The organism is Streptomyces synnematoformans, assembly GCF_039531005.1.
GTDB classification, from domain to species: Bacteria; Actinomycetota; Actinomycetes; order Streptomycetales; family Streptomycetaceae; genus Streptomyces; species Streptomyces synnematoformans.
In genome coordinates this window covers 1-25,576 of record NZ_BAAAPF010000061.1, presented here as the reverse complement: position 1 = coordinate 25,576, position 25,576 = coordinate 1, and the positions used below count along the sequence as shown (strand labels likewise).

Genomic DNA, 25,576 nt, shown 5'->3' with positions numbered 1-25,576 from the left:
GTCCAGCCCTTCGCCGAGCGCGGCCAGCGCCCGGCCCTTGCCGTCCCGGCCGCCGACCAGCCCCGGCGTCCGCGTCGCCGCCAGCCACGCCGCCGCCAGCTCCGCCCAGCGCTCGGCCGCCGGCAGCGCCAGCCACTCGTCGTACGCCGGCGTCGGCGCGTACCGCTCGTCCGCCTCCCTGTCCGAGGCCAGCAGCCCGGCCCCGTACGCCAGCTCCACCCAGAACGCCGCCTGCGGCTCCGCGACGTCCAGCGCCGTCGCCGTCCGCTTCAGGTCCCGTACGGCCAGCCCGCCCGCGCGCAGCACCGAGGGGCTCGCCGTCGCCCACTGCCCGAGCAACTCCTCGACCGTCTCCACCGCCACCGCCGCCTGCCCCGCGGCCGTCGCGTCCACCACCCGCGTCCCGTACGAGCCCGCCGCCACCGGCTCCGGCGGCACCGCCGCCACGCTGCGGTGGGCCCGCCCGGCGCGCAGGTGCAGCGCCACCTCGCGCGGCAGCAGCACGTTCCCGGGCGCCGTGGGCAGCAGCAGACCCCGGTCCAGCAGCCACCGCACGTGCGCCGGCGGCCGCGCCGACACCGTCCCGTACGGCGGCCCCCAGGTCAGCCGCCCCAGCACCGTCACCGCGTCCGGCGGCGCCTGGTCCAGCAGGTCCGCCATCCGCTCCGGGTCGGAGAACAGCGCGGTCAGCGACTCCACGGCGGAGACCGGGTCGTGCGTGGCGGGCAGCCCCGCGGTCGCCAGGACCTCCTGCAGCCGCCCCGGCGACATCCCCGTCGCCACCTCCGCGGCGGCCGGTCCCAGGCCGGTCGGCGAGCCGGACGCCTGCGGTGCCAGCAGTTCCCGCGCCGTACGCACCAGTCGCAGCCGCGACTCGTCCCCCCACACCAGCGCCTGCGTGCGCAGTACCGCGACGGCGCGCGGCAGCGCGGCCACGGTGTCCGGCTCGGCGCCCATCAGCCCGGCCAGCACGTCGTACGGGCACGGGTCCGGCGCGACCGCGAGCGCCTGGGCGGTCTGCTGCGTGAACCGGTCGAGCCGTTCGAGCGCGCGGACCACGGAGGCGCGGGTGCCGGCGCGGGTGGCGAGCTGGGTGAGGTCGCCCGGCACGGGGGTGAGCAGGTCGGGCCGCGCGCGGAGCAGCTCGGCCAGCGCGGTGTCCGGGCGGCCGCGGAGTTCCTCGGCGAGGGTCCGGGCGGGGTTGCCGGTCGTCATCCGCTCCACAGTAGTCCTCGCCGGACGGGACGTACCGGGCAGAGCCGTCCCGGCGGCGGACGCGCGGCGGCGTCCGCACGGCGAACCGCGGCCGGTCAGGGCTCCGGCCCGGCGGCGCCCCCGCCGGGCGAGGGGCGGGCCGGGGCCCGCCCGGGGACGACTACGTCGGGTCCGCGCCCATCGTGTCCAGCACCGGCGGCGCCGGCTCCACCGGCCTCGGCATCACCGCCGCCTCCGAGTGCCCGCCGCACCCGTACGCGAGCGAGACCACGTGCCCGTCCGCCGGCGAGTACTCGTTGGCGCAGACGCCGAAGGCCCGCCGCAGCGAGCCCGCGAGCGGCATGAGGAAGCCGCAGCTCACACACGACGCCGGGGCCGCCTGCGCCATCGGCGTCTTGGGCCCGTACTCCTCTTCCCAGCGGTCGGCGGCGCTGTGCAGGCCGTAGCGGGAGAGCACCCGGTGCCGGGTCATGCCGAGTTCGTCGGCGACGGCCGCGAACTCCGCGCGCCGCGGCACGCCGCCGGGCTCCGCGCCCGGCTCCGCCGCCCTCTCGGCGGCGGGCTCCGCGGGGGGCTCGGCGGCGGGCTCCGCCCGCGGCCCGGCCGCGAGATCCGCCTCCAGCTCCTCTTCCAGCTCCTCCTCGCCCACCGCGAGCCCCGGCTCCAGCCGGAGGTCCTGGCTCTCCGTGGGCAGCAGGTCGCCGGGGCCCAGGTCCCCGGGGCGCAGCCGCTCGTTCCACGGCACCCACTCCGGCGCCAGCAGCGCGTCCGGGCCGGGCAGCAGCACCGTTTCGTCCAGTGTCACCGTCCGCGCCCGGGACGCGCGCGCGACGGTCACCGCCCACCGCCACCCGCGGTAGCCCGGCATCCGGCACTCGAAGAGGTGGGTCACCACGCGCGTGTCGTCGGCGATGACGCCGATGTGCTCGCCGATCCGGTCCGCGCCCGCGGACTCCTCGGCCGCCGCGCGGGCGAGGTCGACGGCGTCGGCGCACTGCTGGTCGGGGGTGACGCGGCTCCGCGCTCGCGGACTGTACGCCGCGGGCGTCTCGGCGGGGCTGTTCGCAGGGCTCATCTGGCTCACAGTCTTTCGGTACGGACGGCCGGGCGGGCGTGGGAGCCGAGGGAGCGGACAGGGGGCCGCGTCAACGCTCGATTCCGCACGACACACTCAGAGGCGCGTCTTTCACCCTACCTGGCGCCGCGCCGGGACCGTACGCCCCGTCGCCGGTCCCGGCGCCCCGCCGCCCCGCGCGCCCGCCGCCGGGCTGCCCTGTGCCCCGTACGGACCACTGGCGACACCCCGGATGACCGCCGGATGTCCGCATGCGCCCCCGCGGGGTTCTCGCCCTACCCTCCCGCGTGCGGGCACTATGGCGAGGTGGTCGAGAACCGGGCGGCTCCCGCGACCGGTCCGCTGCACGAGGCGGGCCGGGCGGTCGGGCGTGCCGTGCGCCGGCCGGTCGTCGGCGCGGGCCGGCGGATCCGCCGGGCCACGCACGCGCAGGGCGCGGGGGAGTCGGGCCTCGGGCGGCTGATGGAACTGCACATGATCAACGCCGCCGGGGACATGATGATCACCGTCGCGCTGGCGTCGACGGTGTTCTTCTCCGTACCGACCGACGAGGCCCGCGGCCGGGTCGCGCTCTACCTCGCCATCACCATGGCCCCGTTCGCGCTCCTCGCCCCCGTCGTCGGCCCGCTGCTGGACCGCATCCCGCACGGCCGCCGCGCCGCGATGGCCGGCACGATGCTGACCCGCGTGCTGCTGGCCCTGGTGCTGTCGGGCGCGGTCAAGACCGGCGACCTGAGCCTGTACCCGGCGGCGCTCGGGGTGCTGGTGTCCTCCAAGTCGTACGGGGTGGTGCGCTCCGCGGTCGTACCCCGGCTGCTGCCGCGGCGCATCTCGCTGGTGAAGGCCAACAGCCGGGTGACGCTCGCCGGGCTGCTCGCCACCGGGATAGCCGCGCCGGTCGGCGGGCTGCTGCACTTCATCGGGCCCGGCTTCCCGCTGTACGGGGCGATGGTCATCTTCGGCTTCGGCGTCTTCCTGTCGTTCCGGCTGCCGCACACCGTCGACTCCGCGCGCGGCGAGGGGAAGGCGCAGCTGGCGTCGGGCGAGGAGGGCCGGCTGCGGGCCCCGGCGAAGCCGGGCCTGCGCACGGTCGGCCCCTCGGTGCTGTACGCGCTGCAGGCCAACTCCGCGCTGCGCGTGCTGTCGGGGACGATGACGCTGTTCCTGGCGTTCCTGCTGCGCGACAACCCGCCGGGTGGGCTGCGGCCGGAACTGACGCTCGCCATGGCCGCGGTCGCCGCCGGCACCGGCAACGCGCTGGGCTCGGTCATCGGCTCCTGGCTGCGCGCCCGCGGCCCGGAGAAGCTGATCGCCGTGCTGCTGTCCCTCGCCCTGACGGCGACGGTGCTGGCGGCGGTCTTCTACTCGCTGCCGGCGGTCATCTGCGTCGCGGCGATGGCGGGGTTCGCGCAGTCGCTGGCGAAGCTGTCGCTGGACGCGCTGATCCAGCGGGACGTACCGGAGCACGTGCGCACGTCGGCCTTCGCGCGCTCCGAGACCGTCATCCAGCTGTCGTGGGTCGCGGGCGGCGCGATCGGCATCCTGCTGCCGCTGAACGGCGTCGGCGGCATGGCGGCGGGGGCGGTGATCGTCGCCGCGGGGCTGCTCGCCACCGTACGAGGGCTGCTCACCGCCGCCCGCCGCGGCACGCCGCACCCGCGCGTGGCCTGACCGGGGGCGACAGGTAGCCTGCCCGCATGACCACTGCGCCCGCCACCACCGCGTTCTCCCACGCCCGCGGCCGCCGCGCCCTCCGCACCCGCCGCGGCACTCGCGCCGGGGCGGGTCTCGGCGTCGCCGCCCTCGCGGTCGTCGCCCTGGCCGGCTGCGAGAAGCCGACGCCGCTGGCCCAGATCACGGTCGGCGACCGGACGGCGAGCACGGAGGCGCAGTGCTACGAGGACGGGAAGGACATCTCCAACGCGGAGCTGAACGCCTGCGTCGAGGAGCGCGCGGGGGCGTCGATCACGGTGGACGCGGGCGACCGGGTCCGGATCGGCGTGGACCCGGACATCGCGGACACCGGGTGGACGCTGTTCGTGGACGGCCGGCCGGTGGTGCCGCGGCCGAGCAAGCACACGTATGTGACGTACAGCGGGGACCAGTTCTTCAACGTGCAGTCGCCGACGGGGGAGCCGACGCAGAACGACAAGGCGAAGGTCGGCATCGTGGAGATCGACGAGGACGGCAACTACAAGGGCGCGTGGAGCTTCGACCTGAAGCGGAAGGAGTCCTGACGGCACGCCGTCCGGGACGCCCGGCGACACCGTGGCGCCTGGCGGCGGGCCTCGGGAGGACGCCGGGGGCTGCGTGGCCGGCAGCCGGTGCGGAGCGGGCGACGGCGATGCCCCTCGCGGTCGGGGCACCACGCGGTTCGGGCCCCGGCTCCTGCCCCGGCTGGGGCCGGAGTCCGGTCCCGGTCATGGGTCCGGTCATGGGCCCGGGGCTCGGCGGTCGGCCGGTTTCCACAGAGGGACGACGGGCGGCGACGGGCCGGACCGCGGGAGTACGGTGCCCGGCCACTGCGGCGGGCACGTGATGTCGGAGGGGCGGCCTACCCTTGGGTGGGTGTGTGGGCGTCGGGTGCTGGTGGTCACCGCCGTTGCCGCCGAGGCCGAGGCCGTGGAGCGGGCCGGGCGGGGCTACGACGTCGTGGTCGGCGGGGTGGGCCCCGCGGCCGCCGCGGCGGCCGCCGCCGCGGCGCTCGCCGCGGCCCCCGTCCCGTACGACGCCGTCATCGCGGCGGGGATCGGCGGCGGCTTCGTGGGGGCGGTGCCCGTGGGCGGCGTGGTGGTGGCGGACGAGATCGTGGCCGCGGACCTCGGGGCGGAGACCGCGGAGGGCTTCGTGCCCGTCACGGACCTGGGCTTCGGCGCCGTCGCGCACCGCCCGCCGCCGGCGGCGGCGGGGGCGGCGGCGGAGGAGACGGGCGCGGTGCTGGGCACCGTGCTGACCGTGTCCACCGTCACGGGCTCCGCCGAGCGGGCCGTCGAGCTGCTGCGCCGCCACCCGCGCGCCGCGGCGGAGGCGATGGAGGGCTTCGGCGTCGCTGAGGCCGCGAGCCGGCACGGGGTGCCGGTGCTGGAGATCCGCGCGGTGTCCAACGCCGTGGGCCCCCGCAACCGCGCCGCCTGGCGCATCCCGGCAGCCCTGGCAGCCCTGACGACCACCTTCGCCGCCTTGCCCGCCCTCACCACGCCAGAGGGCGGGGGCGGCGACAGCGCCGTGCGCCCTGTCGGCGCCGGCGTCACCCTCTCCGGCGGTGGCAGTGCCGGGCACGCCCGCGGCACCGCCGCGCCGCCCGCCAGCGACAGCGTCGCGCCGCCCGGCAGTGGCACCGCCGCGTCCGCCGGCAGCGGCACCGCCGTGCCGCCCGGCAGTGACAACGTCGCGTCCTCGGGCGGCGGCAACGCCGCCCCGCCGGTCGCCGACACGGCCGCGCCGCACGGCGCCCGCTCCGCCGCCACCGCACCTTCCCCGCACTCCCGCCCCAGGGTAGGCCGCCCCTCCGACAACGCCCCGCCCCCGCCGGCGGCGGGGACCCCCTCCACCGACCCCGGCCCCCGCGCCCGTACCGCCCAGCCCGACGCCACCGCCACCCCACCGGACGGAGAGGAGCACCCCATGACCTCGCCCCCGACCCCGACCCCGTCGCAGGCGCTCCGTATCGCCTACTCCCCCTGCCCCAACGACACCTTCGTCTTCCACGCCTGGGCCCACGGCCTCGTCCCCGGCGCCCCGCCCCTCGACGTCACCTTCGCCGACATCCACCTCACCAACGGCATGGCCGAGCGCGGCGAGCTGGACGTCCTCAAGGTCTCGTACGCCGTCCTCCCCTACGTCCTCGACCGCTACGCCCTCCTCCCCTGCGGCGGTGCCCTCGGCCGGGCCTGCGGGCCGCTGGTGCTGACCGCCGCGGCACAGAACCCCGTGGACCTCGCCGGCCGCACCGTCGCGGTGCCGAGCGAGCGCTCCACCGCCTACCTGCTCTTCCGGCTCTGGGCCGCGGCCGAAGTGCCGGGGGGCGTGGGCGAGGTCGTCGTCATGCCGTTCCACGAGATCATGCCCGCCGTCCGCGACGGCAAGGTCGACGCGGGGCTCGTCATCCACGAGGCGCGCTTCACCTACCAGGGCTACGGCCTGCACCGCGTCGCCGACATGGGTGAGCACTGGGAGGCCACCACCGGGCTGCCCATCCCCCTCGGCGCCGTCATCGCCCGCCGCGCCCTCGGCGCCGAGACGCTGCACGCGCTCGCCGCCGCGGCCCGCGCCTCGGTGCGGATGGCCTGGGAGGACCCGGAGGCCTCACGCGCGTACGTGAGGGAGCACGCGCAGGAGACGGACCCCGCGGTGGCGGACCAGCACATCGGGCTGTACGTCAACGAGTTCACCGCAGACCTCGGCGAGGACGGCTACGCGGCGGTACGCGGGCTGCTCACCCGCGCCGCCGCGGAGGGCCTGGTGCCACCGCTCGCCCCGGACGCGCTGGCTTTCCCGTAGCGGAGCGGCTGGAAAGGGCCGGCCGGAAGGGGCGGCGCCGCCCGCGGAGGCGCCGTCTCCGGCGCCCCGCGCCGCTCCGCCCCGCGGCGGCGACCGTCCGCCCCTCTCAGACGTCCAGCTGGTCGGCGACGGCCCGGAGCATGCCGGCGATCTTCCGGCCGTGCGTCTTGTCCGGGTACCGGCCGCGTTCGAGCTGCTGCGTCACGCTCTCCAGCAGCGTCGTCAGGTCCTGCACGATCGACGCCAGCTCGTCCGGCTTGCGCCGCTGCGCGGCCGCGACCGACGGGGTGGGGTCCAACAGCGTCACGGACAGCGCCTGGTCGCCGCGCTGCCCGGCCACGACGCCGAACTCGACGCGCTGACCGGGCCGAAGCGTCTCCACTCCGTCCGGCAGCACCGACGAGTGCACGAAGACGTCACCGCCGTCGTCGCGGGAGAGGAAGCCGAAGCCCTTCTCGCTGTTGAACCACTTGACTTTGCCGGTAGGCACCTGTCGTCGCCCTGTCTTCGTTTTCGTACTCGCCGCCCCCGAAAGAGCAGGAGAGCGGGTCACGCGACCCGCCACCTCAAGGCTAATGGTCCCCCGCGTGGTGACAAGATGTCGCCGGGTGCTTCCTCAGCGCATATCCCGTGCATTCCCCGCGCACTTTCCGCCCCGCCTACTCTGGTGGCGTGAACACCGGAACCTCCCGCCCCGGGGACCTGCTCGTCCGCGCCGGAGCGATCGTCTTCCTCGTCGGCGCGCTCGGTACGTTCGTCACTTTCATCCCGTTCTTCGTCGGGGCGGACCCGCTGCCGACAGCCGCCTATCTCGTTTCGATGCTGATGGGCGTCGGCTTCGGGCTGGCGCTGGCCGGGCTGTTCCGCTCCGCGGCGGCGTCCCGGCGCGAGGCGCGTCAGGCGGCGCCGTAGCGTACGGGCCGCGCACGCCGGCGCCCGGGCCCGCTCCGCCCGCTCCGGTCGCCGCCCCCGCGAGCGCCGGCCCGCGACCGCCGGCCCGGCGACCGCCGGCCCTGCGACCGCCGCCGTCCCTACGCGCCCGCCCGGTGCCCCGCCAGCCACTCCGGGAACGCCGTCAGATCCGGCAGGACGACATCCGCCCCCGCCGCCCGCAGCTCCTCCGCCGGGCACGGCCCCGTGGCCACCCCCACCGACAGCACCCGCGCCGCCCGCGCCCCCGCGACGTCCCCCACGTGGTCGCCGACGTACGCCCACGCCCCGTACTCCGTCAGCGCCTCCGCCTTCGCGTCCGCCCACAGCCCGCCGACGACCGCGTCCGGGGCCAGGCCCAGGTGGTCGATGTGCAGCTTCGCCAGCGGCCGGCTCTTGGCGGTGACCACGAGCGCCCGGCCGCCCGCGGCCCGCACCGCCGCGAGGGCCTCGGCGGCGCCGGGCAGGGCGGTGGTGGGAGTGATGCCGTGGTCGGGGTAGAGGGCGCGGTAGCGCTCGCCCAGGGCGGGCACGCGGCCGGCCGGGAACCAGTTCGCCAGCTCGGTCTCCACCGGCGGCCCCAGACGCGAGGTCACGAGGTCGGTGTCGACGTACCCGCCGGTCTCGGCGACGAGCGCCTCGTACACCGCCTTGATCCCCGGCCGGGAGTCGATGAGCGTCATGTCCAGATCGAAGCCGACAGTGAAAGCGGGCGGCTGGGAAGGTGCGGGCGGCTGGGAAGGTGCGGGCGGCGGGGGCGGAGTGCGCATACGCCGATTCTGCCCGCCGCCGGTTTCCGTCAGGACAGCAGGATGGCCTGCAGCCTCTCGTCCAGGAACTCGCCCACGGTCGCGGGCCGCTCCTCCGCCCCGCCGCCCGGCGGCATCGGCGTGGCCGGGCCGGGGTTGTAGAACCACACCAGCGACATGAGCTGCTCCTCCGGCGCGTTCGCCGGCGGCGGCAGCACGCGGTGCCAGCCCGCCTGCCACCGGCCCCCGCTCCACATGGCGCCCAGCTCGCCGAGGTTGACGGTCAGGGCGTCGGCGTCCGGGTGGTACGGGGCGTCCTGCCAGTTCGCCTCGTCGTCGGCGGCGTCCGCCGGCCCGTTGCGTACCTGCAGGCAGCCCAGGCCGTGCTGGCGGTCCAGTACGGCCATGAGGTCCCAGTCCTGGTGCGCACCGAGGCGGTACTGCCCGGGGCGCGGCGCGCCGGTCTGCTGCCTGCTCCCGTACCAGTTGACGTTGCACGTCCAGGCCGCGTCCCGGTCGTGGCGGGTGAGGAAGCCGGCGGGCTCGCCGAGGGCGTCGGCGAGCAGCTCCAGCAGGTCGAGCGAGAGGCGCCGCATCTGGCGCGCGTACTCCTCGACCGGCTCCCGCAGCGCGGGCGCCTCGGCCGGCCAGACCCCGGGGTGGTGCGGGTACAGGCTCCACAGCTCCACCAGGTCCGGCGGGCTCGCCGCGTCCTGGATGGCGCCCGCGGAGATCCCGCCGGGGCCGGTCCAGCCGCCGTCGCCCTTGTTGCGGTAGCCCTCCTTGACGGCGGGGGGCAGGTCGAAGGCCGTACGGGCGGCCGTCCGCACGGCGGCGCGCAGGGCGGGGTCCACGCCGTGGCCGGTCACCATCACGAACCCGGTGTCGCGCAGCGACGCGTCGAGCCGGGCGAGGACCCGCCGCCGTTCGTCGGGCCCGCCGGACCGCCACGATGCGAGGTCGACAAGGGAGATGCTCATGCGGCTGCCTCTCTCCGGGGGGTGCCGTGGTGGGCCTCATTGTGGCCGCGGCGGACGGCCCCCGTACAGCGGCTCGGGTGGCGGCGCCGCGGTCCCGGGGCAGGCCCTGTGCCCCGGGAGCGCCCCGTGCCCTAGGAGCGCAGCCGCCGCCGGGCCCGCCAGAGCAGGAAGAGCGTGGAGGCGACGGCCGCGATCCGGACGAGGTCGAGGAACATGTCCTCGTACGCCTGCCCCATCGTCCCCTCCTTGAGCTGCTCGCCCCACCGCCCCTCGTTCCGCCCCCACAGCCACACCAGCCCGCCGGCCGCCACCGTGCCCGGCACCCCGAGCGCGGCCCACTTCTTCTCCGCCATCGACAGCCGGCGCGACGTGTAGATCAGCGCCCAGCCGACGAGCGACGCCATCCACTGGTTGAGCACGGCGCCCCCGAGCAGCGCGCTCATCGCCAGCACCTCCATCAGGCCGGCGCTGCGCAGCAGGTCGCGGGTGGCGGCGCCGCGGCGGGGCGACGGGGCCGCGGGCTCGTCGTCCTCGTACTCCTCCTCGGGCTCCGCCTCCGCCTCGGCTTCGGCCTCCGCCTGCTCCCGGCGGGCCTGCTTCGCCTTGGCGGCCCGGGCCGCCCGCGCCGCTCCGCGCCTGGGGCCGGTGGCGCGGTGGCCGGCCATCGGCCCGTACCGGCTGCTCACCGCCCTGCCCGGCGGCGTCGACCCGGCGGTCGCGCGGCTGCTGGAGCCGGCCCACGCCGAGCTGGCCCGCACCGCCGAGGTCTACCTCGACCACGCCGGCCAGGCCGCCCGCACCGCCGCCGCGCTGGGCATCCACCGGCAGACGCTGTACTACCGGCTGTCCCGGGTCGAGGAGCTGACCGGCCTGGACCTCGCCGTGGGCGAGGAACGCCTGCTGCTCCACATGGCCCTGAAGTCCGCGCGCCTGTGACCACGGACCGGCCCGCCCCCGGAGAGGCGGGCCGGGACCGGAGGCACGGGCCTCAGCCCAGGTGGACCGCCGGCGTGTGCGCGGCGGCGTCCGGCTTGGTGCGGTCGGGGCGGCGGGTGTTCATCAGCACCGCGATCAGCACCGACGCGGTGAGCAGGATGGCCGACGCCAGCGTGTACGCGGAGCTGAAGCCCTCGACCAGGCCCTCCTTGACGACGTCCGGCACCGGCCCGCCCGCGGCCCGCCGCTCCGGGGACCCGCCCGCGTCCGGCAGGTGGTCGGCGAGGTAGTCGGAGGTGGCGCTGCTCGCGACGGTGTTGAGCAGGGCGGTGCCGATGGAGCCGCCGATCTGCTGGGAGGTGTTGACCGTCGCCGAGGCGACGCCGGCCTCCTCCTCGCGGACGCCGTGGGTCGCGTAGTTGATCGCCGGGGCCATCACCAGGCCCATCCCGAGGCCCAGCACCAGCTCGGCCGGCAGCACCCCGGCCGCGTACGAGGTGTCCACGTCCACCGTCGCCAGCCAGCCGGTGCCGGCCGCGGCGAGCAGCAGCCCGGGCGCCAGCAGCGCACGCGGGGGCACCCTGGGCAGCAGCCGGGTGGCCACCCCGCCGGCGCCGGCCAGCACCCCGGCGGTCAGCGGCAGGAACGCCACCCCGGTCTTCAGCGCCGAGTAGCCCATGACGACCTGCATGTAGTACGTGAGGAACAGGAACATGGCGAACATCCCCACCATCGCCAGTGCGATGCCCAGGAACGCGCTCGCCCGGGTGCGGCTGAGGACCACCCGCAGCGGCAGCAGGGGCGCGGCGGCGGTCCGCTCGTACAGCACGAAGCCGACCAGCAGGGCGATGCCGAGGAACAGCAGGCCGAGGACGAGGGGGGCGTCCCAGCCCTCGGACTCCGCTTCGCTGCACCCGTAGACGAGGGCGACCAGGCCGGTCACCGCCAGCAGCGCACCGGGCACGTCGATCCTCTTGCGGGTCTCGGGACGGACGTCGGCGGGCAGCACCCACCACCCGGCCGCGGCCACCACCGCGATCGGCACGTTGACGTACAGGCACCAGCGCCAGTCCAGGTACTCGGTCAGCGCCCCGCCGGTGACCAGGCCGACCGCGCCGCCGCCGGCGGCGATGGCGCCGAAGACGCCGAAGGCGCGGGCGCGTTCGCGCTGCTCGGTGAAGCTGGTGGTCAGCAGCGACAGCGCGGCGGGGGCCAGGAGTGCGGCGAAGGCGCCCTGGGCGGCGCGGGCGCCGAGCAGGGCGGTGAAGTTGGGGGCCGCGCCGCCGAGGGCGGAGGCGGCGGCGAAGCCGGTCAGGCCGGTCAGGAAGGCGCGGCGGCGGCCGGTGTAGTCGGCGATCCGGCCGCCGAGGAGCAGCAGGCCGCCGAAGGCCAGGGTGTAGGCGGTGATCACCCACTGCCGGTCCCCGTCGGAGATCTCCAGGTCCGCCTGCGCGGACGGCAGCGCGATGTTCACGATCGTCACGTCCAGCACGATCATCAGCTGCGCCAGCCCGATGAAGGCCAGTGCGACCCAGCGCCGCGGGTTGGCCGCCGCGGCCGTCTCGGCCGTCTTCGTGTTTGTTGTGTCCATGCCACTGTCTTTCTCGTGCGTGGTTCGGGTTCGGGGTTCGGGCGACCCCGGTCGTTCCGGGCGGTACGGGCGCTAGCGGGGTTCGCCGCGGACGATGCGGTCGGTGGCCCGTACGAAGCGCTCCGCGGTGACGGCGGGACCGGGCAGCGCGGTGCCGCGGGCGCGGGCGGCCGCGGGGCGCAGCCCGTCGAGGTACACCTCCAGCTGGCGGTGCGCGAGCGCCTCGTCCTCGGCCAGCCCGCCGCCGGGCAGCAGCAGCGTCAGCCGCATGATCATGAACGGGACGTCGCCGAAGACGACGTCCGCGCGGACCTCGCCGGCCCGCTGCGCCCGCACGATCAGCTCCTGCACCGCCCGCATCGCCGCCGCGCGCAGCTCCGCCAGTTCCTCGTCGATCCGGATCCGGCCGGAGAGCGCCGGCAGCACCGCGCCGATGCGCAGACTGAGCGCCGCGTGGGCGAACCGGCGCAGCGCCTCGAACGGCTCGTCGTCGCCCGTCAGCGCCTTCCGGGCGGCGCCGTGCAGCTCGGTGAGCGTGGCGGCGGCGACGCCGCGGATCAGCGCCTCCCGGCTGGTGAAGTTGCGGTAGAGCGTGGCGATGCCGACGCCGGCCCGGCGCGCGACCTCCTCCAGCGGGGCGTCGGGGCCCTCGCCGACGAAGACCCGGCCGGCCGCCTGGAGGATCAGCTCGCGGTTCCGCCGGGCGTCCGCTCGCATCCTGGTCCGCATGGCCGCTCCTCAACCGAAGGGAAAATCTCCACTTACCCGCACCGTAGAAGGGAACCGGAGAGATTTCATCCATCTGGGGGGAAGTGATAGGGGGCCGCCCGAAGATCCTCCGCATCCCGCCGCGCGCCCCGTCCGGGCACGCGAACGGGCCCGGACCAGCGGCGTCGCTGCCGCCCGCCCGGGCCCGGAGCCCGCGGGTGTGTGGTCCCGGCCCGCTACTCGGTGAGGTTCACCGCGCGCGCCGAGGCCGCGCCGATCTCGCCGGCAATCTCCTGCACGACGGTCGGCGGGATCGTGTCGTCCACCGTCAGCGCCACCAGCGCCTCGCCGCCGGCCTTGGCCCGCGACACCTGCATCCCGGCGATGTTGATGCCCGTCTCGCCCAGGATCCGGCCCATGGTGCCGACGACGCCGGGGCGGTCGCCGTAGCGGAAGAACGCCATGTGGTCGGCGAGCGCCAGGTCCACGTCGTGCTCGCCGACCGCGACGATCTTCTGCTGGTGCTTCGGCCCGGAGAGCGTGCCGGCGACCGACACCTCCTCGCCGCCGGCCAGCGTGCCGCGCACGGTGACGACGTTGCGGTGCTCGGAGGACTCCGAGCTGGTGGTCAGCCGCACCTCGACGCCGCGCTCCTGCGCGAACAGCGGCGCGTTCACGTAGCTCACGGTCTCGGCGACGACGTCCTCGAAGACGCCCTTGAGCGCGGACAGCTCCAGCACCTTCACGTCGTGCTGCGTGATCTCGCCGCACACCTCTACGTCGAGGCGGACGGCGACCTCGCCGGCCAGCGCCGTGAAGATCCGGCCCAGCTTCTCCGCCAGCGGCAGCCCGGGGCGGACGTCCTCGGCGATGACGCCGCCCTGGACGTTGACCGCGTCCGGCACCAGCTCGCCGGCGAGCGCGAGGCGTACCGAGCGGGCCACCGAGATGCCCGCCTTCTCCTGCGCCTCGCCGGTGGAGGCGCCGAGGTGCGGGGTGGCGACGACGCTGTCGAACTGGAACAGCGGCGAGTCCGTGCAGGGCTCGGTGGCGTAGACGTCGAGGCCCGCGCCCGCGACCCGGCCCTCCTTCAGCGCCGCGGTCAGCGCCTCCTCGTCGACGATGCCGCCGCGGGCGGCGTTGACGATGCGGACGGACGGCTTGACCTTCTGCAGCGCCTCGTCGCCGATGAGGCCCAGGGTCTCCGGGGTCTTCGGCAGGTGGACGGTGATGAAGTCGGAGGTCTCCAGCAGCTCGTCCAGCGAGACGAGCTTGACGCCCATCTGCGCGGCGCGCGCCGCCTGCACGTACGGGTCGTACGCCACCACCCGCATGCCGAACGCCGCCATGCGCTGCGCGACGAGCACCCCGATGCGGCCGAGGCCGACGACGCCGAGGACCTTCTCGTTCAGCTCCACGCCGGTGTACTTCGAGCGCTTCCACTCGCCGGCCTTCAGCGCGGCGTTGGCCTGCGGGATGTTGCGGGCGCTGGCGATGATCAGGCCGCAGGCCAGCTCGGCGGCGGTGACGATGTTGGATGTCGGCGCGTTGACGACCATCACGCCGGCCTTGGTGGCGGCGGGCACGTCGACGTTGTCGAGGCCGACGCCCGCGCGGGCGACGACCTTCAGCCGCCGGGCGGCGGCGACGGCCTCGGCGTCGATCTTGGTGGCGCTGCGGATCAGGACCGCGTCCACGTCGGCGATGGCCGCGAGCAGCTCGGCCCGGTCGGCGCCGTTGCAGTGGCGGATGTCGAAGTCGGGGCCGAGGGCGTCGACGGTGGCCGGCGAGAGCTCCTCGGCGATCAGTACGGCTGGCCTGATGGGGGCAGCGGGGGCGGTGGCGCCGGATGCTGGGGCAGTGCTCACGTGGTCCTCACTGGATTCCTGTGCGGGACGGCCGTCCCGACGGCCGCAGGTGGAGGGGTGCCGCGCCGGTCCGCCCGGACAGACGCGTGCTGCCGCGTTTGAAGGACACACGACGCTGTGAGCCTGACGCGCGATGTACGAAGAGTGTAGTGGCGCCGGGCGGCGGCCGGGCGCCGCTGCGCCCCGCCACCGCCCGTTCGAGGGACCGCGTCCGCTCAGTCCTGGTCGTCGACCCAGCTCATGAGCTTCCGCAGCTCCTTGCCTGTGGTCTCGATGAGGTGGTCGCCGTCCTGCTTCTTGTACTCGTTGTAGCGCGGCAGGCCGTTGTGGTACTCGGCCATCCACTCCTTGGCGAACGAGCCGTCCTGGATCTCGCCGAGGATCTTCTTCATCTCGGCCTTGGTGCCGTCGTTGATGATCCGCGGGCCGGAGACGTAGTCGCCCCACTCGGCGGTCTCCGAGACCGACCAGCGCATCTTCGACAGGCCGCCCTCGTACATGAGGTCCACGATGAGCTTCAGCTCGTGCAGGCACTCGAAGTACGCGATCTCCGGCTGGTAGCCGGCCTCGACCAGGGTCTCGAAGCCCGCCTTCACCAGCGCGGCGGTGCCGCCGCAGAGCACGGCCTGCTCGCCGAAGAGGTCGGTCTCGGCCTCCTCGGTGAAGGTGGTCTTGATGACGCCGGCGCGGGTGCCGCCGATGGCCTTCGCGTACGACAGGGCCAGCGCGAACCCGTTGCCGCTGGCGTCCTGCTCGACGGCCGCGATGCACGGCACGCCGCGGCCCTCCTCGAACTGGCGGCGGACCAGGTGGCCCGGGCCCTTCGGGGCGACCATGCACACGTCGACGTTCGCGGGCGGCTTCACGAACCCGTAGCGGATGTTGAGGCCGTGGCCGAAGAACAGCGCGTCGCCGTCCTTGAGGTTGTCCTTCACGGACTCCTCGTAGACCCGGCCCTGGACCGGGTCCGGCACCAGCATCATGATCACGTCCGCCTCGGCGGCGGCCTCGGCGGGGGTGACCACGCGCAGGCCCTGCTCCTCGGCCTTCGCCCGGGACTTGGAGCCCTCGTGCAGGCCGACGCGGACGTCCACGCCGGAGTCACGCAGCGACAGCGCGTGGGCGTGGCCCTGGCTGCCGTAGCCGAGGACCGCGACCTTGCGGCCCTGGATGATGGACAGGTCGGCGTCGTCGTCGTAGAACAGCTCGGCCACGGGAGTCTCTCCTAGGGGTGTTGCGGGTGGGCCCACCGTACGTCTGGTGCGGCGGGGGGTCGTCGGGGGTTGTTAACGACGGTTGGCAGGGACGGGTGCCGCCACGACCGAGGCGGCCCGGCGGCCCGGCGCCGCGGCCTGTGCCGGGCCGCGGGCAGCGGCGGCCTCCCGCTCTGCGGGGAGCGGCGGCCCCGGCGCCGCCTCCCGGCCTGCGCCGAAGGCGCTCCGCCCGCGCCGGAGGTGCGCCGCGCGGTCGCACCCCGCCGCCCGGGCCGGAGGCCCTACGCCGTCCGGTCCAGGGCGCGCAGCGAGCGGTCCGTGATCGAGCGGGCGCCGCGGCCGATGGCGATGGTGCCGGACTGGACCAGCTCCTTGATGCCGTACGGCTCCAGCATCTTCAGCATCGCCTCCAGCTTCTCGCCGCTGCCGGTGGCCTCGATCGTGACGGCCTCCGGAGAGACGTCCACGGTCTTGGCGCGGAACAGCTGGACGATCTCCACGACCTGGGAGCGGGTGTCGTTGTCGGCGCGCACCTTCACCAGAACGAGTTCGCGCTGGACCGCGGAGCCCGGCTCCAGCTCGACGATCTTCAGCACGTTGACGAGCTTGTTGAGCTGCTTGGTGACCTGCTCCAGCGGCTGGTCCTCGACGTTCACCACGATCGTCATCCGGGAGATGTCCGGGTGCTCGGTGGTGCCGACGGCGAGGGAGTCGATGTTGAAGCCGCGGCGGAAGAACATCGCGGAGATCCTGGCCAGGGTGCCCGGCTTGTTCTCCACCAGGACCGAGAGCGTGTGCTTGGACATGTCTTCGTCTCTTCTCTGCTTCTTCTCCGGGTTCCCGCCTCAGTCGTCTTCGCCGTCGCCGAAGTCGGGGCGGACGTCGCGCGCGGCCATGATCTCGTCGTTGGAGGTGCCGGCCGCGACCATCGGCCAGACCATCGCGTCCTCGTGGACGATGAAGTCCACGACGACGGGGCGGTCGTTGATGGAGTTGGCCTTCTCGATGACGGCGTCGAGCTGCTCGGGGTCGTCGCAGCGGATGCCGACGCAGCCCATGGCCTCGGCCAGCTTGACGAAGTCCGGGCAGCGGGTGCCGGCGGCCTGGCGGGCCAGTTCCTCGGCGGTCCCGGCGGCCTCGCCGCCGTTGCCGTTTCCGTTGCCGTTTGCGTCACCGTTGCCGTTGGGGCCGGAGTGCAGCACGGTGTTGGAGTAGCGCCGGTTGTAGAAGAGGGTCTGCCACTGGCGGACCATGCCGAGCGCGCCGTTGTTGATGATCGCGACCTTGATCGGGATGCCGTTCAGCGCACAGGTGACCAGCTCCTGGTTGGTCATCTGGAAGCAGCCGTCGCCGTCGACGGCCCAGACCGTCGCGTCCGGTGCGCCGGCCTTGGCGCCCATGGCGGCCGGGACCGCGTAGCCCATGGTCCCGGCGCCGCCGGAGTTGAGCCAGGTACGGGGCTTGTCGTAGTCGATGTAGTGGGCCGCCCACATCTGGTGCTGGCCGACGCCCGCGACGTAGACCGTGTTCTCCGGGGCCAGCTCGCCGATGCGCTGGATCACCTGCTGCGGCGACAGCGTGCCGTCGGAGGGCAGGTCGTAGCCCAGCGGGTACGTCTCGCGCCAGCGGTTCAGCTGCTGCCACCACTCCGCGTACCGCGCCGTGCCGGCCGTCTCCGGCCCGCCCTGCTCCTGCTCGCCCTGGACCGCCACGATCAGGTCGGCGATGACCTCGCGGGCGTCGCCGACGATCGGCACGTCGGCCTCGCGGTTCTTGCCGATCTCCGCGGGGTCGATGTCGGCGTGCACGATCTTCGCGGACGGCGCGAAGGTGTCGAGCCTGCCGGTCACCCGGTCGTCGAACCGGGCGCCGAGCGCCACGATCAGGTCGGCCTTCTGCAGCGAGGTGACGGCGGCCACCGTGCCGTGCATGCCCGGCATGCCCAGGTGCTGCGGGTGGGTGTCGGGGAAGGCGCCGAGGCCCATCAGGGTGGTGACGACCGGGGCGCCGGTCAGCTCCGCGAGCACCTTCAGCTCGGCGGTGGCCCGGGCCTTGAGGACGCCGCCGCCGACGTACAGCACCGGGCGCCGGGCGGCGCCGATCAGCCGGGCGGCCTCGCGGATCTGCTTGGCGTGCGGCTTGGTCACCGGGCGGTAGCCGGGCAGCTCGTGGCGCGGCGGCCAGCTGAAGACCGTACGGGCCTGGAGCGTGTCCTTGGCGATGTCGACCAGCACCGGGCCCGGGCGGCCGGTGGAGGCGATGTGGAAGGCCTCGGAGATCACCCGCGGGATGTCCGCGGGGTCCGTGACCAGGAAGTTGTGCTTCGTGATCGGCATGGTGATGCCGCAGATGTCCGCCTCCTGGAAGGCGTCCGTGCCGATCGACTTGACGACCACCTGGCCGGTGATCGCCACCAGCGGGACGGAGTCCATGTGCGCGTCGGCGATGGGCGTGACGAGGTTGGTCGCGCCCGGGCCCGAGGTGGCCATGCAGACGCCGACCTTGCCGGTGGCCTGCGCGTACCCGGTGGCGGCGTGCCCCGCGCCCTGCTCGTGGCGGACGAGGACGTGCCGGACCTTGGTGGAGTCCATCAGCGGGTCGTACGCGGGGAGGATGGTCCCGCCCGGAATGCCGAACACCGTGTCCGCGCCCACGGCCTCCAGGGCGAAGATGAGGGACTGCGCGCCCGTCACGGTCTTGTCTGCTGGGGTGTGCCCCGGGCCGCGGGACTGTCCCCCGCTGCGGGCCCGCGGTGGCTGCGGGTGGGGCTCACTCCGCGGGGGAGCCTGCTCGGTCATCGGTTTCTCTTCTCGTCTTCGAGTGGTGCGAGGGTCGGGGTGGCAGCGGGTTCGAGCAACAAAAAACCCCTCGTGCCGGATGGCAAGCGAGGGGAGCGCGTCGGCGCGGTCCGGGAGTCGGGGTCCGCTTCAGCCGACGCGCTGTCCAAGTACGAGAATTCGGGTGCGCATGGACCTGACCATGCCCCCGGCCCGCCGGGGTGTCAAGTTCGTGGGACCCGGGTCTCACTATGTGAGCGCAATGGCCGAAGCGTCCTCCTCCGGCAGCGCGAACGCTCCCAGGGCCAGCGCGTCCCGTACCCGCTCCTCCTCCAGTGGTTCGCAGTAGGCCATGCCCTGCGCGTGCCGGCAGCCCAGCGCACGCAGCACCTCGGCCTGCTCGGGCAGGTCGACCCCCTCGGCCGCCGAGTCCAGGCCCAGCTCGCCGGCGATGCCGATCATCCCGGCCGCGATGGCGCGCAGCCGGGGCGACTCGGCCAGGCCGTCGACCAGGCCCCGGTCCAGCTTGAGCACGTCCACCGGCAGCCGGCGCAGCGCGGCGATGGCGGCGTGCCCGCTGCCGAAGCCGTCGAGCGCGATGCGCACGCCGAGGCGGCGCAGCGCCACCAGCCGCCGCTCCAGCTCGTCCATGCCGGCCCGGGCGTCGCTGTCGGCGACCTCGACGGTCAGCGCGCCGGCCGGCAGCCCGTGCCGTACCAGCAGGGCCTCGACCAGCTGCGGGGACATGCTCCGGTCGGTGAGCCGAGCGGCCGACAGCCGGACGGTCACCGGGATGCCGATGCCCGCCTCGTACCGCTCGGCGGCCTGCTCGACCGTCGCCTCCAGCAGCCAGCGCGCCAGCTCCGCGGCATGGGCCCGGTCCTGCCCGCCGCCGCGGCCGCCGGTGTCCGGCGGGCCCTGCATGAACTCGGCGGGCGTGTGCACGACGCCCTGCGCCGAGCGCCAGCGCGGCTGCGCCGAGAGCGCCGCCAGCCGTCCGCTCGACAGCTCGACCACCGGCTGGTGCACGAGCGTGAACTGCCCGTCGTCCAGCGCGGACCGCAGCCGGTTCGCCAGCTCTATGCGGCGCACCACCTCGGCCTGCATCTGCGGCGCGTACAGCTCGACGCGTGCCTTGCCGGCCTGCTTGGCGCGGTACATCGCCAGGTCGGCGTTGCGCATCAGCTCCGCGGGCGTGCTGCCGGGCTCGGCGAAGGCCACGCCGATGCTGGCCGCGACCCGCACCTCGACGCCGCCCGCGGTGTACGGCTCGGACAGGCGCACCCGCAGCCGGTCGGCGACCTCCCGGGTGCGCCGCTCCCGTCCGACGCCGTCCGCCCGGCCCTCGCCCGCCGCACCGCCCACGAGCAGCACCGCGAACTCGTCGCCGCCGAGCCGGGCCGCCGAGTCCCCGGAGCGGATCGACTCCTGCAGCCGGCGGCCGGCCTGGATGAGCAGCTCGTCGCCGGCGGCGTGGCCGACGGTGTCGTTGACCGCCTTGAAGCCGTCGAGGTCGATGAAGAGCACGGCCGCGTTCGCGTCGCCGGCCCGCCGGCCGCCCAGCGCGTGGCCGACGCGCTCGGTGAACAGCGCCCGGTTCGGCAGGTCGGTGAGCGAGTCGTGCGAGGCGCTGTGCTGCAGCTGCGCCTGGAGCCGCACGCGCTCGGTGACGTCCCGGGAGTTGAAGATCAGGCCGTTGTGGTGCCGGTTGACCGTCGACTCCACGTTCAGCCAGCCGTCCTCGCCGAACCCGCCGCGGCGGCCCCGGCCGGCCCGGAAGCGGCACTCGATGCGGATCGAGCGCGCCCCGCCGGGCGGCGCCGACAGGAACCGGCGCACCTCGTGCAGCACCCGCCCCAGGTCGTCGGGGTGGATGAGCCCGGCCAGCTCGCAGCCCTCCAGTTCCTCCGGGTCCGTGCCGTAGACCCCGAGGGCCGCGGGACTGACGTAGCGCAGCACGCCGGACGGCGCCGCGATCATGATGACGTCGCTCGAACCCTGCACGAGCGAGCGGAAGTGGTTCTCCTTGTGGGCGAGTTCCCGGGTGAGGCTGATGTTGTCCAGCAGCATGATCGCCTGGCGCACGACGAGCGCCAGCACGACCGTGCACGCCGTCATCAGCACCACGCGGTCCACGCTGCGGCCGTCCAGCAGGTTGTACAGGATCCCCAGCGTGCACACGCCCGCGGCGAGATACGGCGCGAGGGCTCCGATGTGCCCGGCGAGGGGCCGGGCGCCCTCCTCCCGGCCGCGCTCCGCCTCCTCGGCCCTGCCGACCCAGGGGGCGTACGCGAGCAGGACCGAGCCGGCGAACCAGCCCGCGTCCAGCAACTGCCCCGAGCGGTACTGCTCCTGCAGCAGCGGCGAGGTGAACAGCGCGTCGCACAGCACCGTGAGCACCAGCGCGCCGATGGCGGTGTTGATCGCGGAGCGGCCCGCCGCGGTGCGCCGGAAGTGCAGCGCCAGCACCATGCTCACCAGCACGATGTCCAGCATCGGGTACGCCAGCGACAGCGCCATCCGCGGCACCGGGTCGCCGTCCCCCGCGGCGTGCGCCAGGGCGAGGGTCCAGGAGATGGTCAACAGCGAGCCGCCGATGAGCCAGGTGTCCAGGCCGAGGCAGATCCAGCCCGCCCTGGTCACCGGCCGGCGGGCGAGCACCAGCAGGCCGATGACCGCGGGCGGCGCGAAGAGCAGGAAGAAGAAGTCCGCCATCGACACCTCGGGCACGGGCCGCCGGAGCACGACCTCGTACCAGCCCCAGACGCCGTTGCCGACGCCCGCCATGGCGGACGAGACGCCGAACATGAGCCAGGCCGGCCGGAACCGGCCCCGGCGGATACGCGCGTAGTACAGACACGAGAAGGCGGCCGCGAACGCCGCCGCGCTCAGCCCGAAGTCCCCCATGATCAGGGCGACTCGGTGGGAGCCCCAGCCCAGGGCGGCACCGGTGGCGTATCCCGCGCAGAGCAGCGCGAGCACCATCCGGGCCACGAGCCCCGCGGGCAACGGCGGCCTGGGCACCACCGCCCCGATCGACGCGGTCACCGCGCCCCCCGGCTGCCGGGAGCCGGTCGCGCCCGCGGCCCCGCCGCGGCGCCGGCTCTCAAGGCCGGGAGGCGCGCGGGACTACCGCGCTGCCCGCGGACCGGAAAGGATTTCCACTTGCCGTGCATGTGCCCATCGCCCCCCTCGATATCCGGTTGCGCGGCCGGCGGCTGGCCGGCCGCGTTGACGTCGGGAGCAATCCCCGCCGTGGACGATACACCAGGATCGTCACGCAGGGACATACTTCCTCTACGGAGCGTAACTGAAACCGAGAGTTGCGCTCTAACTACGTAGAGTGATAGAGCGGTTGTCTATCAGGCGACGGCGACCACGTGGTCCACCGGTTCCCCGGCCGCGAACCTCCCCAGCTGGGAGCGCAGCAGCCGCTCGGCCCGCGGCCGGAACGCCGACGTGGGCCCGCCGGTGTGCGGGCTGATCAGCACGCCCGGGGCGTGCCACAGCGGGTGGCCCGGCGGCAGCGGCTCGGGGTCCGTGACGTCGAGCGCGGCCCGCAGCCGGCCCGGCTCCACCTCGTCGAGCAGGGCTTTCGTGTCGACGACGGCGCCGCGGGCGACGTTGACGAGCAGCGCGCCGTCCTTCATCCGGGCCAGGAACCCGGCGTCGACCAGGCCGCGGGTGTCGTCGGTGAGCGGGGTCGTCACGATCACCACGTCGGCGGCGGGCAGCAACTCCCCGACGTCGGCGAGGGCGTGCACGGGCCCGCGCGATGAGGTGCGGGGGGAGCGCGCGACGCGCACGACCCGCTCGCACTCGAAGCCCGCGAGCCGGTCCTCCACGGCGCCGCCGATGGCTCCGTAGCCGAGGATCAACACCGTCTTGTCGGCGAGCGACGGGTGGAAGCCGGTCTGCCACTCCCCCGCGTCCTGGCGGCGTACGAAGTCGGGGATGCCGCGCAGCGACGCGAGGGTCAGGGCGAGCGCGAGTTCGGCGGTGGACGCCTCGTGCACGCCGCGGGCGTTGCACAGCCGCGCCCCGGGCGGCAGCGTGGGCAGCGCGGGCAGATAGGCGTCGACGCCGGCGGTGAGGGTCTGCAGCACCCGCAGCGCGCGCATCCGCGGCACCGGGTCGTTCGTGATCCGGCGCATGTACGGCACCACCAGGAACACGCAGCGGGCCGGGTCGGCGGGGAACTCCGGTTCGGCGTCCCAGTGGACGTAGTCGAGTTCCGGCGGCAGACCGGCGATCTCGTCCGGCGGAATCGGCAGCCACACCTGTCCATCACTCATGCCACGAGGCTAGGCGATCGGCGCGGGAGCGCGGAGCGCCGGGTCGGGGGCGTGCGGCGGCCCCGGGCGGCTGGGCCCGGTGTCGGCGGCAGGGGTTAGTGTGCCTGGGGTGGAGCGCAGGACGATCGGGGCGGCGGCCCTCCGGGTGGGCGCGGTCGGCCTCGGCTGCATGCCGATGAGCTGGGCGTACAGCGCCTCGCGGCGGCAGGGCGAGGAGTCCGTACGCACCGTCTGCGCGGCGCTGGACGCCGGGGTGAGCCTGCTCGACACCGCCGACATGTACGGGCCGTTCACCAACGAGCTGCTGGTCGGCCGGGTGCTCAAGGAGCGGCGGGCGGACGCGTTCGTCTCCACCAAGGTCGGCCTCCTCGTCGGCGAGCAGCATGTCGTCGCCGACGGCCGCCCCGCGTACGTCAGACGCGCCTGCGACGCCTCGCTGCGCCGGCTGCAGACCGACGTGATCGACCTGTACCAACTGCACCGCGAGGACCCGGAGGTGCCGGTCGAGGAGACCTGGGGCGCGATGGCGGAGCTGGTGGCGGCGGGGAAGGTGCGCGCGCTGGGGCTCTGCGCGGTCGGCGCGCGGGCGGACCGCCGGCCGGGCGCCGGGCTGTACGACGCGACGCTGCGCCGGCTGAGCCGCGTGCAGCAGGTGTTCCCGGTCAGCAGCGTGCAGGCCGAGCTGTCGGTGTGGTCGCCGGAGGCGCTGGCGGGCCTGCTGCCGTGGTGCGAGGCCCGCCAGGTCGGGTTCCTCGCGGCGATGCCGCTGGGGCACGGGTTCCTCACCGGCACCCTCACCCCCGGGCAGGGCTTCGAGCCGGACGACCTGCGCGCCCGGCACCCGCGGTTCACCGCGGAGATGATGGCGGCGAACCAGCCGGTGGTCGCCGGGCTGCGGCGGGTCGCCGAGCGGCACGGCGTGACGCCGGCGCAGGCGGCGCTGGCGTGGGTGCTGGCGCAGGGCGCCCACGTGGTGCCGGTGCCGGGGGCGAAGCGGGCGCGGTGGGCGGTGGAGAACGCGGCGGCGGCGGGGCTGCGGCTGACGCCGGCGGACCTGGCGGAGATCGCGGCGCTGCCGCCGGCGCAGGGGTCGTGGGAGTAGCCGTGGGGGGTGGGCGTACCGGCTGGAACGCCCCATGCGCGCGCGGGGTACACACGGTTGTGATGTGCTGGGAACGTCCGGCCGCCGCCCCCTTGAGGAGGACCGTCCCGTGAGAGCCCGCGCCGCCGTCGCCATCCGGCTGGCAGCCGCCGCCGCACTCGTGCTCGCCGCCGGCTGCTCGTCGGGGGACGACGACCCCGGGGAGCCGGCGGAGTCCGCGTCCTCGTCCGCCACCGCGCCCGCCGGCGGCTCCGCCGGCGAGGGTTCGCCGCCGCCGGACAAGGGCACCGCGGAGGTCGCCGGCACCGTCGCCGAGGGGCTCGGGACCCCGTGGGGCCTGGTCGAGCTGCCCGGCGGCGACCTGCTGGTCGGCTCCCGCGACACCGGCGTCGTCCACCACGTCGCCGCGGACGGCGGGAAGGTCACCGAGGCCGGCGAGGTGCCCGGCGTCCAGCGCGAACCGGGCAACGAGGGCGGCCTGCTGGGGCTCGCGCTGGGCGCGGACGAGATGGTCTACGCGTACGTCACCTCCGCCAGCGACAACCGCATCGTGCGCATGACGTACGACGCGGACGGCCCCGAGGGCAACCGGCTGGGCGCCCCGGACACCGTCTTCCGCGGCATCCCCAAGGGCGGCCGGCACAACGGCGGCCGGATCGCGTTCGGCCCGGACAAGATGCTGTACGTCGGCACCGGCGAGGCGGGCGATCCGGCGCTGGCGCAGGACGAGGAGTCGCTGGGCGGCAAGATCCTGCGGATGACACCGGACGGCGAGCCGGCGCGCGGCAACCCGGACCCGGGCTCTGTGGTGTACTCGTACGGCCACCGCAACGTGCAGGGGCTGGCCTGGGACGACGAGAAGCGGCTGTGGGCGGCGGAGTTCGGCGACCAGGAGTGGGACGAGCTGAACCTGATCGAGCCGGGCAGGAACTACGGCTGGCCGGAGGCCGAGGGCCGGGAGAACCGGGAGGGCATTGTCGACCCCGTGGTGCAGTGGGCCACCCCGGACGCCTCGCCGAGCGGCATCGCGTACGCGGACGGGTCGGTCTGGATGGCGTCGCTGCGCGGCGAGCGGCTGTGGCGGATCCCGCTGGACGGCACGGAGGCGGCGGCGGACCCGCAGGCGTTCTTCGACGGCGAGTACGGGCGGCTGCGCACGGTGCAGCGGGCGTCGGACGGCGACCTGCTGCTGGTCACCAACGAGACCGACCTGCGCGGCACCCCGGAGGAGGGCGACGACCGCATCCTGCGGCTGGAGGTCAGCTGAACGCGCGCCCTCCCGCGGCGCGCGCGGGCCCGGGCGCGCGCCCGCGCTCAGCCGCCCTCGAACAACCGCAGCCGGTGCGCCACCGCCGCCGCCTCACCCCGCGCCGCCACCCCCAGCTTCGCCAGGATGTGGGACACGTGCACGCTCGCCGTCTTCGGTGAGATGAACAGCTCCTCGGCGATCTGCCGGTTGCTCCGGCCCGCCGCCACCAGCCGCAGCACGTCCGACTCGCGGACCGTCAGACCCAGCGCCTCCGCCGGGTCCGCCGGCTCCGCCGGAGCGGCGTCCGGGGTGAGCGCGATCCGGGCGCGGGCAGCCAGGGACTCGGCGTCGCGGGCGACGCCCGCGGCGGCGAGGGCGGGCGCCGTG

20 protein-coding genes and 3 pseudogenes are annotated in these 25,576 nt (G+C 75.0%); 8 read left to right on the top strand and 15 right to left on the bottom strand.

What is annotated here, in order from left to right:
* Both ABD317_RS12805 and ABD317_RS12800 read right to left on the bottom strand, forming a co-directional pair.
* A pseudogene (locus ABD317_RS12805) lies at positions 1-1,215 on the bottom strand (DNA-binding protein); the annotation flags it as partial.
* A 160-nt stretch (positions 1,216-1,375) separates the two neighbouring features.
* A complete protein-coding gene (locus ABD317_RS12800) occupies positions 1,376-2,290 on the bottom strand; it encodes a DUF3027 domain-containing protein (protein WP_344289956.1) in 915 nt (304 codons plus the stop codon).
* 243 nt (positions 2,291-2,533) lie between these two features.
* On the opposite strand from ABD317_RS12800, the gene ABD317_RS12795 reads away from it, so the two are divergent.
* The 4 genes and pseudogenes from ABD317_RS12795 to ABD317_RS12780 all read left to right on the top strand — a co-directional run bounded on the left by ABD317_RS12795 (position 2,534) and on the right by ABD317_RS12780 (position 6,790).
* Complete coding sequence (locus tag ABD317_RS12795) at positions 2,534-3,961, top strand: MFS transporter (RefSeq protein ID WP_425582352.1); 1,428 nt, start codon at positions 2,534-2,536, stop codon at positions 3,959-3,961.
* A gap of 26 nt (positions 3,962-3,987) precedes the next feature.
* Positions 3,988-4,527, top strand: a complete 540-nt coding sequence (locus ABD317_RS12790) for a hypothetical protein (RefSeq protein ID WP_344289952.1) — start codon at positions 3,988-3,990, stop codon at positions 4,525-4,527.
* Positions 4,528-4,828: 301 nt separating this feature from the next.
* Positions 4,829-5,464 (top strand): annotated as a pseudogene (locus tag ABD317_RS12785) (futalosine hydrolase); the annotation flags it as partial.
* Positions 5,465-5,914: 450 nt separating this feature from the next.
* Positions 5,915-6,790, top strand: coding sequence for a 1,4-dihydroxy-6-naphtoate synthase (locus ABD317_RS12780; protein WP_344289962.1), 876 nt, complete (start codon positions 5,915-5,917; stop codon positions 6,788-6,790).
* A 106-nt stretch (positions 6,791-6,896) separates the two neighbouring features.
* Here ABD317_RS12780 and ABD317_RS12775 read toward each other — a convergent pair whose 3' ends face one another.
* Positions 6,897-7,280 carry a cold-shock protein gene (locus tag ABD317_RS12775; RefSeq protein ID WP_027755166.1) on the bottom strand — a complete coding sequence of 128 codons (384 nt, stop codon included), beginning with the start codon at positions 7,278-7,280 and terminating at the stop codon, positions 6,897-6,899.
* 182 nt (positions 7,281-7,462) lie between these two features.
* Between ABD317_RS12775 and ABD317_RS12770 the strand changes: the two genes are divergently transcribed.
* Positions 7,463-7,702 carry a hypothetical protein gene (locus tag ABD317_RS12770; protein ID WP_027755167.1) on the top strand — a complete coding sequence of 80 codons (240 nt, stop codon included), beginning with the start codon at positions 7,463-7,465 and terminating at the stop codon, positions 7,700-7,702.
* 119 nt (positions 7,703-7,821) lie between these two features.
* On the opposite strand, the gene ABD317_RS12765 is transcribed toward ABD317_RS12770, so the two are convergent.
* The 3 genes from ABD317_RS12765 to ABD317_RS12755 form a co-directional block, all read right to left on the bottom strand.
* Complete coding sequence (locus tag ABD317_RS12765) at positions 7,822-8,403, bottom strand: HAD family hydrolase (protein WP_344289948.1); 582 nt, start codon at positions 8,401-8,403, stop codon at positions 7,822-7,824.
* 116 nt (positions 8,404-8,519) lie between these two features.
* Positions 8,520-9,449: a 2-oxoglutarate and iron-dependent oxygenase domain-containing protein gene (locus ABD317_RS12760; RefSeq protein WP_344289946.1), complete on the bottom strand. Its 930-nt coding sequence runs from the start codon at positions 9,447-9,449 to the stop codon at positions 8,520-8,522.
* Between the two features lie 131 nt (positions 9,450-9,580).
* Positions 9,581-10,114 carry a hypothetical protein gene (locus ABD317_RS12755; protein WP_344289964.1) on the bottom strand — a complete coding sequence of 178 codons (534 nt, stop codon included), beginning with the start codon at positions 10,112-10,114 and terminating at the stop codon, positions 9,581-9,583.
* Here ABD317_RS12755 and ABD317_RS12750 point away from each other — a divergent pair.
* A pseudogene (locus ABD317_RS12750) lies at positions 10,056-10,385 on the top strand (helix-turn-helix domain-containing protein); the annotation flags it as partial. The gene ABD317_RS12755 and the pseudogene ABD317_RS12750 overlap by 59 nt on opposite strands.
* Before the next feature lie 52 nt (positions 10,386-10,437).
* Here ABD317_RS12750 and ABD317_RS12745 read toward each other — a convergent pair.
* The 8 genes from ABD317_RS12745 to ABD317_RS12710 all read right to left on the bottom strand — a co-directional run bounded on the left by ABD317_RS12745 (position 10,438) and on the right by ABD317_RS12710 (position 22,823).
* On the bottom strand, positions 10,438-11,976 hold the full coding sequence (locus ABD317_RS12745; protein WP_344289944.1) for an MFS transporter: 1,539 nt from the start codon (positions 11,974-11,976) through the stop codon (positions 10,438-10,440).
* A gap of 72 nt (positions 11,977-12,048) precedes the next feature.
* Positions 12,049-12,705, bottom strand: coding sequence for a TetR/AcrR family transcriptional regulator (locus tag ABD317_RS12740; protein ID WP_344289942.1), 657 nt, complete (start codon positions 12,703-12,705; stop codon positions 12,049-12,051).
* Between the two features lie 215 nt (positions 12,706-12,920).
* A complete protein-coding gene (gene serA, locus ABD317_RS12735; protein ID WP_051438447.1) occupies positions 12,921-14,552 on the bottom strand; it encodes a phosphoglycerate dehydrogenase in 1,632 nt (543 codons plus the stop codon).
* 215 nt (positions 14,553-14,767) lie between these two features.
* Complete coding sequence (gene ilvC, locus ABD317_RS12730; protein WP_027755582.1) at positions 14,768-15,766, bottom strand: ketol-acid reductoisomerase; 999 nt, start codon at positions 15,764-15,766, stop codon at positions 14,768-14,770.
* 281 nt (positions 15,767-16,047) lie between these two features.
* Entirely contained in the window at positions 16,048-16,572 is a 525-nt protein-coding gene (gene ilvN / locus ABD317_RS12725; RefSeq protein WP_027755581.1) for an acetolactate synthase small subunit, read from the bottom strand.
* Between the two features lie 39 nt (positions 16,573-16,611).
* Positions 16,612-18,564: an acetolactate synthase large subunit gene (locus tag ABD317_RS12720; RefSeq protein ID WP_344289939.1), complete on the bottom strand. Its 1,953-nt coding sequence runs from the start codon at positions 18,562-18,564 to the stop codon at positions 16,612-16,614.
* Positions 18,565-18,792: 228 nt separating this feature from the next.
* Positions 18,793-21,591 carry a putative bifunctional diguanylate cyclase/phosphodiesterase gene (locus ABD317_RS12715; RefSeq protein WP_425582351.1) on the bottom strand — a complete coding sequence of 933 codons (2,799 nt, stop codon included), beginning with the start codon at positions 21,589-21,591 and terminating at the stop codon, positions 18,793-18,795.
* Positions 21,592-21,905: 314 nt separating this feature from the next.
* A complete protein-coding gene (locus ABD317_RS12710; RefSeq protein ID WP_344289958.1) occupies positions 21,906-22,823 on the bottom strand; it encodes a 2-hydroxyacid dehydrogenase in 918 nt (305 codons plus the stop codon).
* 124 nt (positions 22,824-22,947) lie between these two features.
* Here ABD317_RS12710 and ABD317_RS12705 point away from each other — a divergent pair, with 124 nt between their 5' ends.
* Both ABD317_RS12705 and ABD317_RS12700 read left to right on the top strand, forming a co-directional pair.
* A complete protein-coding gene (locus tag ABD317_RS12705; RefSeq protein WP_344289937.1) occupies positions 22,948-23,940 on the top strand; it encodes an aldo/keto reductase in 993 nt (330 codons plus the stop codon).
* Between the two features lie 109 nt (positions 23,941-24,049).
* Positions 24,050-25,207 (top strand): PQQ-dependent sugar dehydrogenase, encoded by a 1,158-nt coding sequence (locus ABD317_RS12700; RefSeq protein WP_344289935.1) that lies wholly within the window; start codon positions 24,050-24,052, stop codon positions 25,205-25,207.
* A 47-nt stretch (positions 25,208-25,254) separates the two neighbouring features.
* Here the strand turns inward: ABD317_RS12700 and ABD317_RS12695 are convergent.
* A partial coding sequence (locus ABD317_RS12695; protein ID WP_344289933.1) for a response regulator transcription factor occupies positions 25,255-25,576 on the bottom strand: 322 nt, incomplete at its 5' end.